General features: G+C 67.8%; 14 protein-coding genes. 9 read left to right on the forward strand and 5 right to left on the reverse strand.

Going from position 1 to position 16,692, the window contains the following annotated elements; all coding sequences use genetic code 11:
• The first annotated feature begins 46 nt into the window (after nt 1-46).
• From ACFSCU_RS10580 to ACFSCU_RS10605, 6 genes are all read left to right on the forward strand, one after another.
• Complete coding sequence (locus ACFSCU_RS10580) at nt 47-931, forward strand: phosphoribulokinase (protein ID WP_180551197.1); 885 nt, start codon at nt 47-49, stop codon at nt 929-931.
• A gap of 197 nt (nt 932-1,128) precedes the next feature.
• On the forward strand, nt 1,129-3,180 hold the full coding sequence (tkt, locus tag ACFSCU_RS10585) for a transketolase (protein ID WP_377560643.1): 2,052 nt from the start codon (nt 1,129-1,131) through the stop codon (nt 3,178-3,180).
• 13 nt (nt 3,181-3,193) lie between these two features.
• Nucleotides 3,194-3,898 (forward strand): phosphoglycolate phosphatase, encoded by a 705-nt coding sequence (gene gph / locus ACFSCU_RS10590; RefSeq protein ID WP_377560645.1) that lies wholly within the window; start codon nt 3,194-3,196, stop codon nt 3,896-3,898.
• Nucleotides 3,899-3,984: 86 nt separating this feature from the next.
• Nucleotides 3,985-5,001, forward strand: coding sequence for a class II fructose-bisphosphate aldolase (fba, locus tag ACFSCU_RS10595; RefSeq protein ID WP_180551198.1), 1,017 nt, complete (start codon nt 3,985-3,987; stop codon nt 4,999-5,001).
• A 120-nt stretch (nt 5,002-5,121) separates the two neighbouring features.
• Nucleotides 5,122-5,469: a TfoX/Sxy family protein gene (locus tag ACFSCU_RS10600; protein ID WP_180551199.1), complete on the forward strand. Its 348-nt coding sequence runs from the start codon at nt 5,122-5,124 to the stop codon at nt 5,467-5,469.
• A 75-nt stretch (nt 5,470-5,544) separates the two neighbouring features.
• Nucleotides 5,545-5,976: a hypothetical protein gene (locus ACFSCU_RS10605; RefSeq protein ID WP_180551200.1), complete on the forward strand. Its 432-nt coding sequence runs from the start codon at nt 5,545-5,547 to the stop codon at nt 5,974-5,976.
• Nucleotides 5,977-6,079: 103 nt separating this feature from the next.
• Here ACFSCU_RS10605 and ahpF read toward each other — a convergent pair whose 3' ends face one another.
• The 5 genes from ahpF to ACFSCU_RS10630 all read right to left on the reverse strand — a co-directional run bounded on the left by ahpF (nt 6,080) and on the right by ACFSCU_RS10630 (nt 13,842).
• The gene (gene ahpF / locus ACFSCU_RS10610; RefSeq protein ID WP_377560646.1) at nt 6,080-7,684 is read right to left on the reverse strand and encodes an alkyl hydroperoxide reductase subunit F; all 1,605 of its coding nucleotides are present in this window, start codon (nt 7,682-7,684) and stop codon (nt 6,080-6,082) included.
• Between the two features lie 249 nt (nt 7,685-7,933).
• Complete coding sequence (ahpC, locus tag ACFSCU_RS10615; protein WP_180551201.1) at nt 7,934-8,506, reverse strand: alkyl hydroperoxide reductase subunit C; 573 nt, start codon at nt 8,504-8,506, stop codon at nt 7,934-7,936.
• Between the two features lie 245 nt (nt 8,507-8,751).
• Nucleotides 8,752-9,183 (reverse strand): bactofilin family protein, encoded by a 432-nt coding sequence (locus ACFSCU_RS10620; RefSeq protein ID WP_180551202.1) that lies wholly within the window; start codon nt 9,181-9,183, stop codon nt 8,752-8,754.
• A gap of 18 nt (nt 9,184-9,201) precedes the next feature.
• Nucleotides 9,202-10,107 carry a M23 family metallopeptidase gene (locus ACFSCU_RS10625; RefSeq protein WP_180551203.1) on the reverse strand — a complete coding sequence of 302 codons (906 nt, stop codon included), beginning with the start codon at nt 10,105-10,107 and terminating at the stop codon, nt 9,202-9,204.
• A 768-nt stretch (nt 10,108-10,875) separates the two neighbouring features.
• The gene (locus tag ACFSCU_RS10630) at nt 10,876-13,842 is read right to left on the reverse strand and encodes an Rne/Rng family ribonuclease (RefSeq protein ID WP_377560647.1); all 2,967 of its coding nucleotides are present in this window, start codon (nt 13,840-13,842) and stop codon (nt 10,876-10,878) included.
• 601 nt (nt 13,843-14,443) lie between these two features.
• Here ACFSCU_RS10630 and ACFSCU_RS10635 point away from each other — a divergent pair.
• Genes ACFSCU_RS10635 through ACFSCU_RS10645 form a run of 3 tightly spaced genes read left to right on the forward strand, consistent with a single transcriptional unit; the run spans nt 14,444 to nt 16,515 of the window.
• A complete protein-coding gene (locus ACFSCU_RS10635) occupies nt 14,444-15,448 on the forward strand; it encodes an RluA family pseudouridine synthase (protein WP_377560648.1) in 1,005 nt (334 codons plus the stop codon).
• Nucleotides 15,445-16,107 (forward strand): HAD-IA family hydrolase, encoded by a 663-nt coding sequence (locus ACFSCU_RS10640; protein WP_180551204.1) that lies wholly within the window; start codon nt 15,445-15,447, stop codon nt 16,105-16,107. The genes ACFSCU_RS10635 and ACFSCU_RS10640 overlap by 4 nt, the downstream gene beginning before the upstream one ends.
• 30 nt (nt 16,108-16,137) lie before the next feature.
• Nucleotides 16,138-16,515 carry a Rieske (2Fe-2S) protein gene (locus tag ACFSCU_RS10645; RefSeq protein WP_180551205.1) on the forward strand — a complete coding sequence of 126 codons (378 nt, stop codon included), beginning with the start codon at nt 16,138-16,140 and terminating at the stop codon, nt 16,513-16,515.
• The last annotated feature ends 177 nt before the right edge of the window (nt 16,516-16,692 follow it).

The following is a 16,692-nucleotide window of genomic DNA, read 5'->3' on the forward strand; positions in this document are numbered from 1 at the left end:
GTGCTAGAGCCCTGTTTGACTCTCATTTCACAGCCGGTCCACCACCATGTCCGAACGCCATCCCATCATCGCCATCACCGGCTCGTCCGGCGCCGGCACCTCCACGGTCACGCGCACCTTCCAGAACATCTTCCGCCGCGAGGGCATCACCGCCGCCATCATCGAAGGCGACAGCTTCCACCGCTACGACCGCCAGGAGATGAAGCAGCGCCAGGCCGAGGCCGAGCGCCAGGGCAACAAGCACTTCAGCCACTTCGGCGCCGACAACAACCTGTTCGGCGAGCTGGAGGCGCTGTTCCGCAGCTACGGCGAAAGCGGCCAGGGCAGGGCGCGCAAGTACCTGCACAACGCCGAGGAAGCCGCGCCCTACCAGCAAGAGCCCGGCACCTTCACGCCCTGGGAGACGCTGCCCGAAGACACCGACATGCTGTTCTACGAGGGCCTGCACGGCGCGGTGATCACGCCGGAGCACAACATCGCCCAGCATGCCGACCTGCGCATCGGCGTGGTGCCGGTGGTCAACCTGGAGTGGATCCAGAAGCTGTGGCGCGACAAGCATCAGCGCGGCTACAGCACCGAGGCCGTCACCGACACCATCCTGCGCCGCATGCCCGATTACGTGAACGTCATCGTGCCGCAGTTCGCGCACACCCACGTCAATTTCCAGCGCGTGCCGGTGGTGGACACCAGCAACCCCTTCATCGCGCGCGACATCCCCAGCGCCGACGAGAGCATGGTGGTGATCCGCTTCGCCAACCCGAAGGGCATCGACTTCCAGTACCTTCTGAACATGATCCACGACTCGTGGATGAGCCGCGCCAACACCATCGTGGTGCCGGGCGGCAAGATGGAACTGGCGATGCAGTTGATCTTCACGCCCTTCGTGTGGCGCATGCAGGAGCGGCGCAAGCGGGTGCTGGGCAACGGTTGAAACAGTCAAAAAACCGAACGCAGAGGACGCAAGAAATTCGCAGAGGACGCAAAAGACACGGCAAGAGATGTCTTGCCCCGCGCGCGCCGTGACCCACTGGAAGAGACCTTCGGTTTTTCTTTTTGCGTCCTCTGCGTGATCTCTGCGTCCTCTGCGTCCGGCTGTTCTTGAACTCTCTCCACCATCCCTGACCTCACATGAGCATTCCAGAACCCGAACTCGCCAGTCAGATGGCCAACGCGATTCGCATGCTGGCCGTCGACGCGGTCGAACAGGCCAAGAGCGGCCACCCTGGCGCGCCCATGGGCATGGCCGAGATCGCCGAGGTACTGTGGAACCGGCACCTGAAGCACAACCCCGCCAACCCGGCTTGGGCCGACCGCGACCGCTTCGTGCTCTCCAACGGCCACGGCTCGATGCTGCTGTACGCGCTGCTGCACCTGACCGGCTATGACTTGGCCGTGGACGAGCTGAAGCGCTTTCGCCAACTGCACAGCAAGACACCCGGCCACCCCGAGGTCGGCATCACGCCCGGCGTGGAAACCACCACCGGCCCGCTCGGCCAGGGCCTGGCCAACGCCGTGGGCATGGCGCTGGCCGAGAAGCTGCTGGCGGCCGAGTTCAACCGCGAGGGCCACATGGTCGTCGACCACCACACCTACGTCTTCATGGGCGACGGCTGCCTGATGGAAGGCATCAGCCACGAGGCCTGCTCGCTGGCCGGCACGCTGCGCCTGTCGAAGCTGATCGCGCTGTACGACGACAACGGCATCAGCATCGACGGCCATGTCGAGGGCTGGTTCACCGACGACACGCCGAAGCGCTTTGAAGCCTATGGCTGGCACGTGATCCCCAAGGTGGACGGGCACGACCCCGCCGCCGTCGACGCCGCCCTGCGCGCCGCGCGCGCGCAGGCCGCGCGGCCCGACGGCAAGCCCACGCTGATCTGCTGCCAGACCGTGATCGGCCAGGGATCGCCGGGCAAGGCCGGCACGCACGACGTGCATGGCGCCGCCCTGGGTGCCGACGAAGTGCAGGCCACGCGCGACGCGCTGGGCTGGTCGCACGCACCGTTCGAGCTGCCGGCCGAGGTCGCGCAGGCCTGGGATGCACGCGAGCGCGGCCGTGCTGCCGAGCACGCCTGGCGCGAGCGCTTCGAGGCCTATCGCACCGCCTTCCCCGAGGCGGCGGCGGCGTTCGAACGCCGCATGCAGGGCGAGTTGCCGGCAGACTTTGCAAGCCGGCTCCCTGCGCTGTTCGAGGCCATCGCCGCCAGGCCCGACGCCATCGCCACCCGCAAGGCGAGCCAGAACGCGCTGGATGCGCTGGCGCCGCTGCTGCCCGAGCTGTTCGGCGGCTCGGCCGACCTCACGGGCTCCAACCTCACCAACTTCAAGGGCTGCACCGTGGCCGGGCGCGACCGCGCGGGCAACCACCTGTCCTGGGGCGTGCGCGAATTCGGCATGGCGGCCGCGCTCAATGGCATGGCGCTGCACGGCGGCTTCATCCCCTACGGCGGCACCTTCCTCACCTTCAGCGACTACAGCCGCAACGCGGTGCGCATGGCCGCGCTGATGAAGCTGCGCGTGATCCACGTGTTCACGCACGACAGCATTGGCCTGGGCGAGGACGGCCCCACGCACCAGAGCGTGGAGCATCTGCCCAGCCTGCGCCTGATCCCCAACCTCGACGTCTGGCGCCCAGCCGACGGGCTGGAAACGGCTGTGGCCTGGGCCTGCGCCATCGAGCGCGCCGACGGCCCGACCGCGCTGACCCTGTCGCGCCAGAACCTGCCCAACCTGACCGGCGGCAAGGTGGCGGCCGGCACCATCCGCCGCGGTGGCTACGTGCTGTCGGACATGGAAGGCGCGCAGGCGGTGCTGATCGGCACCGGCTCCGAGCTGACCGTCGCCATGGCCGCGCAGGCCGCCCTGGCGGGCGAGGGCATCGCCACGCGCGTGGTGTCGATGCCCTGCACCAACGTGTTCGACCGCCAGGACGCCGCCTACCAGGACGCCGTGCTGCCGCCGCACCTGCCCGCCGTGGCGGTGGAGGCGGCGCACCCCGACTTCTGGCGCAAGTACGTCGGCCGCACCGGCGCCGTGGTGGGCATCGCCAGCTTCGGCGAATCGGCGCCGGCCAAGGACCTGTATGCGCACTTCGGCATCACCGCGCAGTGCGTGGCCGATGCCGTGCGCAGCCGCGTGCGCGCCGGCCAGCGCGCCCCGCACGCCGCCGTACCCGCGTGAAGGCCGCGCCACGATGATCCAGCCCGCCCTGGTGGCCTTCGACCTCGACGGCACCCTGATCGACACCGCGCCCGAGATCGGCGACGCGGTCAACGACACGCTGACCCGCCTGGGCCTGGCGGCCATGCCGCCCGACCGCGTCATCGGCTGGATCGGCCACGGCACGCGCGAACTGCTGATCCAGGCCATGGCCGCTGCCCGGCGCGTGGACGCGGCGCGGGTGCGCCCCTCGCGCGAACTGGCCGAGGCCTACGCCCAGTTCGAGCACGACTACCTGCTGCGCTGCGGCACGCGCAGCCGCCCGTATGACGGCGCAGTGGCGCTGCTGCAGGCGCTGCGGGCGCAAGGTGTGCGCACCTGCGTGGTCACCAACAAGGAAACGCGCTTCACCGAGCGCGTGCTGGCCGCGCATGGGCTGGGCGCGTGGCTCGACCGCGTGGTGTGCGGTGACACGCTGCCCACCAGGAAGCCCGACCCGGCCGGCCTGCTGGGCTGCCTGTCGGCCTTTGGCATCGAGCCCGCGCGTGCGCTGTTCGTGGGCGACTCGTCCATCGACGCCGCCACCGCGCGCGCTGCCGGCGTGCCGGTGTGGCTGCTGACCCATGGCTACAACATGGGCCGCCCTGTCAGCGACAGCGCGCCCGACGCCGTGTTCGATGGCTTCGCCCCGCTGCACCAGGCCTGGGACGCGCTGCGCGCGGTGCCCGCCACGGACTGATGTTGGTCATCAATTCATAGCTGTTAGCGCCCGTCCGGCGGGCGTTGGAGCCACTTTTCATTCAAGAATTCATCAGGAGACCCACCATGCCCCTTGTCAACCTGCGCACCGTACTGGACCATGCCGCCAGCCACGGCTACGGCGTGCCCGCCTTCAACGTCAACAACCTGGAGCAGATCCAGGCCATCATGGAAGCGGCCCAGGCCGCCGACAGCCCGGTGATCCTGCAGGCCTCGGCCGGCGCGCGCAAGTACGCGGGCGAGCCCTACCTGCGCCACATGGTGCTGGCCGCGGCCGAATCGCACCCGCGCCTGCCCATCGTGCTGCACCAGGACCACGGCGCCAGCCCGGCGGTGTGCCTGCAGGCCATCCGCTCGGGCTTCACCAGCGTGATGATGGACGGCTCGCTGCGCGAAGACGCCAAGACCCCCGCCAGCTACGACTACAACGTCGACGTGACGCGCCGCGTGTGCGAGATGGCGCACGCCGTCGGCGTCTCGGTCGAGGGCGAACTGGGCTGCCTGGGCTCGCTGGAGACGGGCGAGGCGGGCGAGGAAGACGGCGTCGGCGCCGCAGGCAAACTCACGCACGACATGCTGCTGACCGACCCCGCGCAGGCGCGCGACTTCGTGGCCCGCACCGGCGTCGACGCGCTCGCCATCGCCATCGGCACCAGCCACGGCGCCTACAAGTTCACGCGTCAGCCCACCGGCGACATCCTCGCCATCGACCGCATCGCCGCCATCCACGCGCAGATCCCCGACACGCACCTGGTGATGCACGGCTCGTCGTCTGTGCCGCAGGAGTGGCTGGCCCTCATCCGCCAGTACGGCGGCGACATCCGCGAGACCTACGGCGTGCCCGTCGAGGAAATCGTGCGCGGCATCCGCCACGGCGTGCGCAAGGTCAACATCGACACCGACATCCGCCTGGCCATGACCGGCGCCATGCGCGAGGCCTTCGCCCGCCAGCCCGCCGAGTTCGACCCGCGCAAGGCGCTGGAGGCCGCCCGCAAGGCCGCGCGCGGCATCTGCCAGGCCCGCTTCGAGGCCTTCGGCTGCGCCGGCCATGGCGGGGCCATCCTGCGCGCCACGGGCTTGTAGGCCGTCACGGCCGGCGTGCCGTGGAGCAACTCAAGGTGATGTCAACCGCCGCGCGGGCGGCAGCGCATGGCATGATGCCCCGCGCGGTCGCACCGGCCGCGCCGCTGCCAAGGAGCCCCGATGACCTCGCCACTGTCGCTGCTCGACCGCATCCGCCAGCGCCTGGCCGACGTGCCGCAGGTGGTGGAGAAAAAGATGTTTGGCGCCACCGCGTTCCTAGTGAACGACAAGATGTGCATCAACGCCATCGAGCGCGAACTGATGGTGCGCATCGACCCGGCGCAGCACGACGAACTGGCAGCGCGCGAGGGTTGCAGCACCGTGGTCATGAACGGCAAACCCTATCGTGGCTATATCGATGTCGATGGTGCCGTGCTGGAGACTGACGCGGCGCTGGAGGAATGGGTGCGGCGGGCGCTGGCGTATAACGAGAAGGCGCCGGTGAGCAGGAAGCGACGCAAGGATTGAAAAACTGACCAGGTTCCCTCTGCTTAACAACCCCACGCTTTTTTTTTTTGCTCCCGATGTTTCGCTGAGGATTCCATGCTGGCGTACAGACAATTCCTGCTCCTGTTGCTCGTCGCGCTCGCCGCATGTGCCGGAACGCCCGCGCAAACTGAAACGCCATTGTTCACGGCGAATGCGCGCGCCGAGGGTAGCCAGAATGTCGACGTTATCGTCGAAGAGGTGGCGCGTTACCAAGGGACATCCGTAGTGGATGTTCATTTCAATTACGGGCCATCGGTCGCATCGTCGGTGTTCATTGCCTGCAGTTTCGCCAAGCTCGCCCGGTTGCGGGGATATCGCTATACCGTCGACGTAAGGGACTACGGCAAGCCGGGGCGCTATCTGGTGGGTTTCATTCCAGCACCGAGCCAGGAGGCGATCAGCGCGCTTGGACCAGAGTTCGAGAAGCACGACCCCTCGCAAGTCACTGACAGCGCCATGTTCGACCGGATCTGCCCGAAATCGTGACCGCCGCTTGATCAGAACGAAGCCGACGCTGGTGCCTTGAAAGACAAAAGCCCCGCGCTATCTGCGCGGGGCTTTCTTTATGGTGCGCGTTTTCGCGCAAGGTTCACGCCGTGACCGCTTCACTGACCTGCGCTTTGGCACTCTCCGGCGCCGGCGTGCGGATCAGGTAGTCGAATGCACTGAGCGCCGCCGTGGAGCCCGCCCCCGCCGCCACCACGATCTGCTTGTACGGCACCGTGGTGCAGTCGCCGGCGGCGAACACGCCGGGCACGTTGGTCTCGCCGCGCGCGTTGACGACGATCTCGCCGAACTTGCTGCGCTCGACCACGTCGCCCAGGAATTCGGTGTTGGGCACCAGGCCGATCTGCACGAACACGCCTTCCAGATCGACCTTGGCATCCGTGCCGTCGGCACGGTGCTTGAATTTCAGGCCGTTGACCTTGCCGCCCGCGCCGGTGATTTCGGTGGTCTGCGCGTTGGTGTGGATGGTGACGTTGGGCAGGCTCTTCAGTTTCTTGATGAGCACGGCGTCGGCCTTCATCTCGGGCAGGAACTCGAACACGGTGACGTGCTTGACCACGTTGGCCAGGTCGATGGCGGCCTCGACACCCGAGTTGCCGCCGCCGATGACGGCCACGTCCTTGCCCTTGAACAGCGGGCCGTCGCAGTGCGGGCAGTAGGCCACGCCCTTGGTCTTGTATTCCTGCTCGCCCGGCACATTGACGTTGCGCCAGCGCGCGCCGGTGGCCAGGATGACGGTGCGGCTTCGCAGCTGGCCGCCGTTGTCGAGCTTGACGGTGACGTAGCCGCCCGGCTGCGCGGCGGGCACCAGTTCGGCCACGCGCTGCGTGTTCATGATGTCGACCTCGTAGTTGCGCACGTGCTGCTCCAGCGCGGCGGCGTAGGCGGGGCCGTTGGTTTCGGGGATGCCGGGGTAGTTGGCGATTTCCATGGTGTCGTTAACCTGGCCGCCGAAGCGCTCGGCCACGACGCCAGTGCGGATGCCCTTGCGTGCTGCATAAATCGCAGCCGCCGCGCCAGCGGGGCCACCGCCGACGATGAGCACCTCGAACGGGGCCTTGGCGCTCAGGCGTTCGGCATCGCGCTTGGCGGCGCCGGTGTCGACCTTCTGGATGATTTCTTCCACGCTCATGCGCCCGTTGGCGAAGAACGCGCCGTTCAGGAACACGGTGGGCACGCCCATGATTTCGCGTTCTTCGATCTCGTTCTGGAACAGGCCGCCGTCGATGATCGTGGTCTTGATGCGCGGGTTGTAGATGCTCATGAGGCTGAGCGCCTGCACCACGTCGGGGCAGTTGTGGCACGACAGGCTCATGTAGACCTCGAAGTCGAGGTCGACGTCGAGGGCCTTGATCTGCTCCAGCACATCGACTTCGACCTTGGGCGGGTGGCCGCCGGTCCACAGCAGGGCCAGGATGAGGCTGGTGAATTCATGCCCCATGGGGATGGCGGCAAAGCGCAGCTGCGTGCCGCTGCCTGGGCGGGCGAGGGTGAACGAGGGCTTGCGCGCGTCGCTGCCATCGGTGCGCAGCGTGATCTTGTCGGGGCGGGCGGCGGCGATTTCCTCCAGCAGCTCGCGCAGTTCGGTCGATTTGTCGCCGTCGTCCAGCGAGGCCACCATCTCGAACGGCTCCTTCACGCGCTCGAGGTAGGCGGTCAGTTGTTGCTTGATGTCGTCGTCCAACATGGTGGGTGCTCCTTGTTTGATAGCTTCTGGCGCTTGTCTGGCGGGCGCTAGAGCCTGATTTGTTCAATAAAAAGCCGAACGGCAAGGCAGGGCGCCCTGTCGCCGTTCGGCGGGTGTTCGATGACGGAATGACTTCGCCTTCGGCTTCAATGACGGCGCTGGCGCGCCATGACGGGTTCTGGTCATGCGCCGCAAGGCGCGTCATCGATGCGAAGCGAGGTCATCGGCGGCGCGCAGCGCCGCCGGTCATCAGATCTTGCCAACGAGGTCGATCGAGGGCTTCAGCGTCTTCTCGCCTTCCTTCCACTTGGCGGGGCACACTTCGCCGGGGTGGGCGGCGGTGTACTGGGCGGCTTTCAGCTTGCGCACGGTTTCGGTCACGTCGCGGGCGATTTCGTTGCTGTGCACTTCCATGGTCTTGATGGTGCCGCTGGGGTCGATCACGAAGGTGCCGCGCAGGGCCAGGCCTTCTTCAGGGATGTGCACGCCGAAGGCGTTGGTCAGCTGGTGCGTGGGGTCGCCCACCAGGAAGAACTTGGCCTTGCCGACGGCATCCGACGTCTCGTGCCACACCTTGTGGCTGAAGTGCGTGTCGGTGGTGACGATGTAGACCTCGGCGTTGGCCTTCTGGAACTCGGCGTAGTGCTCGGCCGCGTCCTCGATCTCGGTCGGGCAGTTGAAGGTGAAGGCGGCGGGCATGAAGATCACCACGGACCAGTTCTTGCCGTTCGACAGGTTCTTCTCGGTCACTTCCTCGAATTGGCCGTTGTGGAAAGCCTGGTTCTTGAAGGGTTGGACCTTGGTGTTGATCAAAGACGACATGCGTGTTCTCCTGGGTTGATGAAGTTGCGATGGATGAAGTATAGATTAGAGCTATTGGATTTGTGATTCATTTTATCTAATCTATGTTTAGCCGCAGGCTATGAGTGCCTGGCCGCCGGCGCACGGGGGCGCCAGCAACGGTACAGCTTACCGCAGAAGCGGTGACAGGCGGGTGTCGCGGTGTGCCATGCCTGCGACGTGGGCGCAGGCGGGCGGGGGCGCAGGCGGGCCGGGGGGTGCGGGCGTCAGCCCTTGGCGGCCTTGTCGGCGGGCGGCGCGAAGGGCAGCACGGCGGGGCTGGCGGCGCCGGCATCGCGCATGGTCACGCTGCCCTGGTAGCGCGCGCCGGGGTCGACCTGCAGGGTCTCGGCCTCGATGTTGCCGTGGATCTGCGCGCTGGCGTGCAGGTGCAGGCGCTGGGCGTGCACGTTGCCCTCCAGCCGGCCGAGCACCAGCAGGTCGGCGGCGTGCACGTCGCCCTTCACGCTGCCGGTCTCGCCGATGATGGCGCGGCCTTCGGCGCGCAGCGTGCCTTCGATGCGGCCGTCGAGCTTGATCGAGTTCTTGGTCGTCAGGTCGCCCGCCAGCGTGCAGTGCTCGGCGATGACGGTGTCGATCTGCCTGCCGGCGCCGCTGTCGGGCACGCGGGTGGGGGATTTGTCTTTGGAGCCGAACATGCGCGGGCCTCGCTGCGGTCAGGGGTTGGAAGCGGCGGCGTCGTTCAGCGCCAGGAACTGCTCGGGGTCGAGCCGCTCGCCGCGGCGCTGCACCTCGTAATGCAGGTGCGGGCCGGTGGAGCGGCCGGTGGAGCCGAGCAGGCCGACGGTGTCGCCCGCGGTGACGGGCTGGCCGCGCTCCACGTCGATGCGCGACAGGTGGGCGTACAGCGTGGTGTAGCCGTGGGCGTGCGCCACCTGCACCACGTTGCCATAGCCGCCCTGCCAGCCGGCGAACACGACCTTGCCGCTGGCCGTGGCCTGCACCGGCTCGCCGGTGGTGCCCTTGAAGTCGAGCCCGCCGTGCGACTCGCTGCCGCGCCCGGTGAAGGGGTTGGGGCGCTCGCCGAAGGCCGACGACATGGCGCCGCCGTGCGGCAGGCCCAGCGGCACGGATTGCAGCACCTCCAGCAGGTTGCCGGCATCGCGCGCAAAGCTGCCGGTATAGGGCACCGGCTTGCCAACGTGCGCCTGCAGCGCCGGGCCGCCGGCGGCGGGGTTGGGCTGGCCCCTGGGCGGCGCGGCGGAGACCGGCTTGACGTTGACGCCGCGCGCCTGCAGGTAGGTCTGCAGATCGCCGATCATCTGCTCTGATTTTTGCAGCGCCGCGAGCTTGGCATTGATCTCGGCCGAGGTGAAGTTCTTCAGGTCGGCCACTTCGCGCCGCAGCGCGTCGATCTCCTGCCGGCGCTCGTCCAGCGCCTGCTGGCTGTCGGCGCGTGAGGTGAGATGCTGCGCGCCCAGGCCCACCAGCCCCGCCGCCAGCAGCGCCGTGCTGGCGCCCAGGCCCAGCAGCAGCGGCCGCAACCAGGCGAGCAGGCGCGTGTCGACTTCGAGCGAGCGCGTCTGCTCGGGCGTGACGATGAGAACGGTGGATCGTGCCATGGCGCAGAGAAATGGAGCGATGCAATGAAGCGGGGCGGTACAGCACGAGAAGACCCCACCTCCGAATGCCGAGGCTTGATCGCGTCAAGCCCGCTGGAGGCATGCAGTTGTTACCGGGTGTGTGGCAACGCCGGGCAGTGTAAGGCGAAAGCCCGCAGATTCCCAGCAAAAAATACCGCAACCCGGAAGGTCAACAGGCGATAGCCATTTGGCGGGGTTGGGTAGTTCAATAAGAGGAGCTGCTGGCGCCCGGCAGTTGGGCGCAAAAGCCGTTTTTGATGCTTGAAAAAATTTTCAAGGTCCCCCCTGCGGATCGTTGATGGGCAAGCGATCGGCTTGAGGATGCGCTGAATTCTTGAACGCAGAGAACGCCAAGACTTCGCAAAAGGCGCAGAACAAGCGGGTGGAAACCTTGTGCGAGCTTTCACAAGTGCTTGACTATCAAGAAATTTCAGATGACGCGCGGACCGCATCCGCTGTGTGGGAGCGGGCTTGCCCGCGATCAAGCGTTGGTGGCGATGAGACGCCTCATCGCGGGCAAACCCGCTCCCACAACACGGTCTGAGACTTGTTGCTGATCAAGCTTCCTTGATGAACGGCAAATGACTCTTCTGCGTCTTCTGCGAAGTCTTGGCGACTTCTGCGTTCAAAGGTTTTCCAAGCTGCTTGCTTTCAAGCCAACAGCTTCGATCGTCCCTTCGGCCCGCACAAAGCCGGCCAGGGTGCCCGCGCAGCGGCGCGCGGGGCACCCTTGGCCCGGGGCGCGCGTCAGTGCGCGGCCGTGCCGCCGTGGCGGCTTTCCTGCTCGAACGGCAGGGTGACTTCACGCAGGTCCTTGCGCGTTTCCACCAGCACCAGCGGGCCGTCGTCGATCTCGACCAGCGGCGGGCGCTCGCGCGGCACGCGGATCGGCTGCGGCTCGGCGGCGATGGCGGCCTGCACGCTGGCCACCTTGTCGGCGTCGGAGTTGACCCACTGCAGGCCGGCGGATTGCGCCAGCGATTCCAGGTCGCCCAGGGGCAGCGCGAATGGCGTGACCTTGGGCAGGCCGGCGGCTGGCGCCGCGGCGTGGCCGTTGGCGGCGGCAGGGACCGGCGATGCTACAGACGCACGGGCCGGCGGCGCCGGCGGGGTGGGCGCGGGCGCCACGTTGGCTTCGGCCACCGTGGCCGGGGCCTGGGCATCGTCGACCGCGGCGCTGCGCGCGAAGTACGAGCGCGGTGCGGGCGCGTCGGCGCTGCCGGCCTGGGCCGCGGGCTGCGCCACGGTGCCGTCGTCGGACACGCTGCCGGGCAGCTCGGCGGCGCGCTCGTCGCGGCGCTCGCCGTTGCGATCGCGGCGGTCGCGGCCATAGCGGTCGCGCGAACGGCGCTCGCGGCGCTCTTCGCCCTGCGGCGCGTCGCCCACGACTTCGGCGGCGGAGTTGCCGTCGACCGCGGTCACGGCCGAGGTGGCCAGGGCGGCGGTGTCGACCACGGCGGTGTCGTCGTGCGGCTGGCCTTCGGCGCGCTCGGCGCGGTCGCCACGCTCGCCGCGTTCGCGGCGGCCTTCGCCACGGCTGCGGCGGCCTTCGCCACGTTCACCACGTTCACCGCGCTCGCTGCGTTCGCCACGCGGCGGGCGGGCGCTGGTGTCGGCGCCGGCGTCGGCGGTGGCGATGTCGGTGGTGGGCGCGCCGGCATCGGCGGCCAACGGGTCGCGGCGCTCGCGCTGGCGGTCGCCGCGCGGGCCGCGGTCGCCCCGTTCGCCGTTGCGGCGGCTGCCGTCGCGCTGTCCGTTGCGGGCTTCGCCCTGGCCTTCGGCGCGGCTCTCACCGCGGTTGTCGCTGCGGCGCTCGTCGCTGCCGCGGCCTTCACCGCGCTCACCGCGCTGGCCGCCACGGCCACCGCGGCCGCCACGGCGTTCGCCGTCACGGCCGCCGCGGCCTTCGCGCTTCTCGGCGGTGGCGGGTGCCGGCGTGGGCGCGGGCGCCACCACGGGCGGGGGCGGCGGGGCCATGCCGAACAGGTTCTTCAGCCAGCCCACCAGGCCGGCCGGCGCGGGCGCGGCAGCGGGCGTGAAGGCGGCCGGTGCCACCGCAGGCGCCGGCGCGGCGGCCACCGGCTCGGGTTTGGGCTCGGCCACCGGCGCGGGGGTGTCGCGCAGCACGCCCTTGATGACGGGCTGCTGCTTGTTGGTCGGCTCCTGGCTGCGGCGGGTGACGGTGGTCGGGTCCTCGAACTCCTCGGCCATCTTGTAGCTGCTGTCGATGTCGTCCAGGCGCGGGTCGTCGTGCTTCAGGCGCTCGAGCTTGTAGTGCGGCGTCTCCAGCGTCTTGTTGGGCACCAGGGTGACGTTGACGCGCTGCTTGAGCTCGATCTTGGCGATCTCGGGGCGCTTTTCGTTCAACAGGAACGAGGCCACTTCCACCGGCACCTGCACGTTGACGGCGGCGGTGTTGTCCTTCATGGACTCTTCCTGAATGATGCGCAGGATCTGCAGCGCCGACGATTCGGTGTCGCGCACGTGGCCGGAGCCGCCGCAGCGCGGGCAGGGGATGGAGGCGCCTTCGCTCAGCGCGGGCTTCAGGCGCTGGCGGCTCATCTCCAGCAGGCCGAACTTGCTGATGCTGCCGAACTGCACGCGGGCGCGGTCCTGGCGCAGCGCCTCGCGCAGGCGGTTCTCGACCTCGCGGCGGTTCTTGCTCTCCTCCATGTCGATGAAGTCGATCACGATCAGGCCGCCCAGGTCGCGCAGGCGCATCTGGCGCGCCACCTCGTCGGCGGCTTCCAGGTTGGTGCGCGTGGCGGTCTCCTCGATGTCGCCGCCCTTGATGGCGCGGGCCGAGTTCACGTCCACCGCCACCAGCGCCTCGGCGTGGTCGATCACGATGGCGCCGCCCGAGGGCAGGGTGACGGTGCGCGAGTAGGCCGATTCGATCTGGTGCTCGATCTGGAAGCGCGAGAACAGCGGCGCGTTGTCGCGGTAGCGCTTCACGCGGTGCGCCTGCTCGGGCATCACGTGGCTCATGAACTGGTGCGCCTGCTCGTAGATGTCATCGGTGTCGATCAGGATGTCGCCGATGTCCGAGTTGAAGTAGTCGCGGATGGCGCGGATGACGAGGTTGCTCTCCTGATAGATCAGGAAGGCGCCCTTGCCGCCCTTGGCGGCACCGTCGATGGCGTCCCACAGCTTCAGCAGGTAGTTCAGGTCCCACTGCAACTCGGGCGCGGTGCGGCCGATGCCGGCGGTGCGGGCGATGATGCTCATGCCTTTCGGGTACTCGAGCTGGTCCATCGCCTCCTTCAGCTCGGCGCGGTCCTCGCCCTCGATGCGGCGGCTGACGCCACCGCCGCGCGGGTTGTTCGGCATCAGCACCACGTAGCGGCCGGCCAGGCTGACGAAGGTGGTCAGCGCGGCGCCCTTGTTGCCGCGCTCTTCCTTCTCGACCTGCACCAGCAGTTCCTGGCCTTCCTTGATCACATCGTTGATCCTGGCCTGGCTGACGGAGACACCCTCCGCGAAGTACTGGCGCGAGATTTCCTTGAACGGCAGGAAGCCGTGGCGGTCTTCGCCGTAGTCGACGAAGCAGGCCTCCAGCGACGGCTCGACGCGCGTCACCACGGCCTTGTAGATGTTGCCCTTGCGCTGCTCGCGCCCTTCGATCTCGATCTCGTAGTCGAGCAGTTTCTGTCCATCGACGATCGCCAGGCGGCGCTCTTCGGCCTGCGTGGCGTTGATCAGCATCCGTTTCATGATGCGGTGTCCTTCAAATCAAAAGCAGTCAACGGCTTGCCCGGGGGAAAGCCCAAGATGCCTCGGACGGCGCAATGCAACGGACGGAATGGCCGCGGCGACTGACTGGAGGAAGAAGGCGTGCGGGGCGCGCGCCTTCAAAGCTGCTGAACGCGCTGGTTCAGCGGCCGGGGTCAGGCGGGCTGGCTTGGATGGGTGCGAGGGCCGGGCAAGGCAAGATTGCTACATAAAGCGTAGCTGCTCGCGCTTGCCTGGCGGGCGCTGGGGCGTGATTTTGCTCATAAAGCATCGGCCGCAGCCAGCGCTCCAGAACCATCATGATTGCCATCAGCACAAAAAAGTCTCGCTTCGATCCGACCCGCAGGCCAAGCCGCGTGGGGCGGCCTGCCGGTCATGGGTATTCCGTAGGGGTTTCATCGCGTCGGCCTGATCCTGCGCTTTTCTTGGCGTGCCTGCCCGGTTCAGTGGGGGCAGGGCGCTTTCTTGTGCAGGTGCGGCATCGACCTTTACTGGCGGCTGCTTGTGGGCGGGTGGAATAGACTACCCGTTCATTCGGGCGGTGACTTCCATTTCAAATTCAACCACTTACGGCCGGTTGCCAGTGAATCGCATTATAGGTGCCAAAGCAGCCCCGCCGGGGGCTCAGGGCAAACCCGAGGTCGGCTGGCTGACGGTGGACGCCGAGAGCGCCGGCCAGCGGCTGGACAACTTCCTGATCCGCCACCTGAAGGGCGTGCCCAAGACCCACGTCTACCGCATCATCCGCAGCGGCGAGGTGCGGGTGAACAAGGGCCGCGCCGCCGCCGACACGCGGGTGGCGGCGGGCGACGTGGTGCGCGTGCCGCCGGTGCGGGTGAGCGAACGCTCGCCCGAGGACAAGGCCGCCGCCGCGCCGGCGCGCGAATTCCCCATCCTGCTGGAGGACGAGCACCTGATCGCGCTCGACAAACCGGCCGGCGTGGCGGTGCATGGCGGCTCGGGCGTGAGCTTCGGCGTTATCGAGCAACTGCGGCGCGCACGCCCGGATGCCCGCTTTCTGGAGCTGGTGCACCGGCTCGACCGCGAAACCAGCGGTATCCTGCTCGTCGCCAAGAAGCGCAGCGCCTTGAAGCACCTGCAGGACCAGTTCCGCGAGCGCGAAACAGGCAAGACCTACTTGGCGCTGGTGCTGGGCGACTGGCCCGAGCGACTGAAAGTGATCGACGTGCCGCTGCGCAAATACCTGTTGCCGGGCGGCGAAGGCGAGGGCGAGCGGCGCGTGAAGACCACCACCAAGGACGACCCGGACGGCATGCGCTCGATCAGCCTGGTCAAGGTGCGCGAGCGCCTGCCCGACTTCACCCTGCTAGAAGTGACCATCAAGACCGGCCGCACGCACCAGATCCGCGTGCACCTGGCATCGCAGGGCCACCCGATCGCGGGCGACGACAAATATGGCGACTTCGAGCGCAACAAGAGCTTGCAGAAACAAGGACTCAGACGCATGTTCCTGCACGCGTGGCGGCTACAGTTCGTGCATCCGGCCACGGCGCAGGCCGTCGAACTGCTGGCGCCGCTGCCGGCCGATCTGCTCTCTTTTTCAAAGCAACCCCCGCCCTCCGCATGAGCCGCCCGCGCCAATTCGACCTGATCTGCTTCGACTGGGACGGCACCCTGTTCGATTCCACCGCCATCATCGTGCGCAGCATCCAGCAGGCGGTGCTGGACGTGGGCGGTGCCAGGCCGACCGACCAGGCGGCAGCCTACGTGATCGGCATGGCGCTGATGCCCGCGCTGGCGCACGCCGCGCCCGACGTGCCGAAGGACAAGTACCCGCTGCTGGGCGAGCGCTACCGCCACCATTACCTCGCTACCCAGCACGACATCAGCCTGTTCGACGGCGTGCTGCCGATGCTGGCCGATCTGAAAAGACGCCACCACTGGCTGACGGTGGCCACCGGCAAGAGCCGCCGCGGGCTGGACGACGTGCTGGCCTCGCGGCAGCTGCACGGCATCTTCGACGGCTCGCGCACCGCCGACGAAACGGCCGGCAAGCCCCACCCGCGCATGCTGCACGAGCTGATGCGCGAATTCGGCGCCGAGCCCGAGCGCACGCTGATGATCGGCGACACCACGCACGATTTGCAGATGGCGGTGAACGCCGGTTGCGCCAGCGTGGGCGTGAGCTATGGCGCGCACGAGCCGAGCGAGTTCGGCGCCCTGCGCCCGCGCTTCATCGCCCATTCCGCCACCGAACTGCATCGCTGGCTGGCCGACAACGCCTGACTGGACTCATATTTTGATAGCTGCCCGCGCATGACCGACAACGACAGCCAAGCGATTCCCCTGTGCAACAGCGCCGACCTGCAGGAGGGCGGCCTGGCCGTGCCCTTCGACGTGGTCTACGGCGGCCAGACGCTGCGCGCCTTTGCCGTGCGCTTCGAAGGGCGGCCGCACGCCTACCTGAACCGCTGCACCCACGTGGCGATGGAGCTGGATTACCAGCCCAACCGCGTGTTCGACGACACTGGCCAGTGGCTGCTGTGCGCCACGCACGGCGCCGCCTACGCGCCCGACACCGGCGACTGCGCCGGCGGGCCCTGCCGCGGCGGGCTGGTCAAGGTGGCCATGAGCGAACGCGACGGCGTGGTGCACTGGCACACCAGCCATTTGCTGCAGCCGATCGAGTTCTGAAGGCATCGGCGGCGATGCTTTTGTTTTTATAGCTGCTTGCGCCCGTTACGCCTATATTTCAGATTGAAATGATGATGAAACTGTCTTTTATCAGGCGCTGGCAGCTCCTGTTTTTGTAGAACACCGACCTGCTGCCTCATCGCATCCGGTTGGAATCAACCTGCCCTTCATCCTTGC

It is taken from the genome of Ottowia beijingensis, assembly GCF_042680925.1.
Classification (GTDB): Bacteria; Pseudomonadota; Gammaproteobacteria; order Burkholderiales; family Burkholderiaceae_C; genus Ottowia; species Ottowia beijingensis.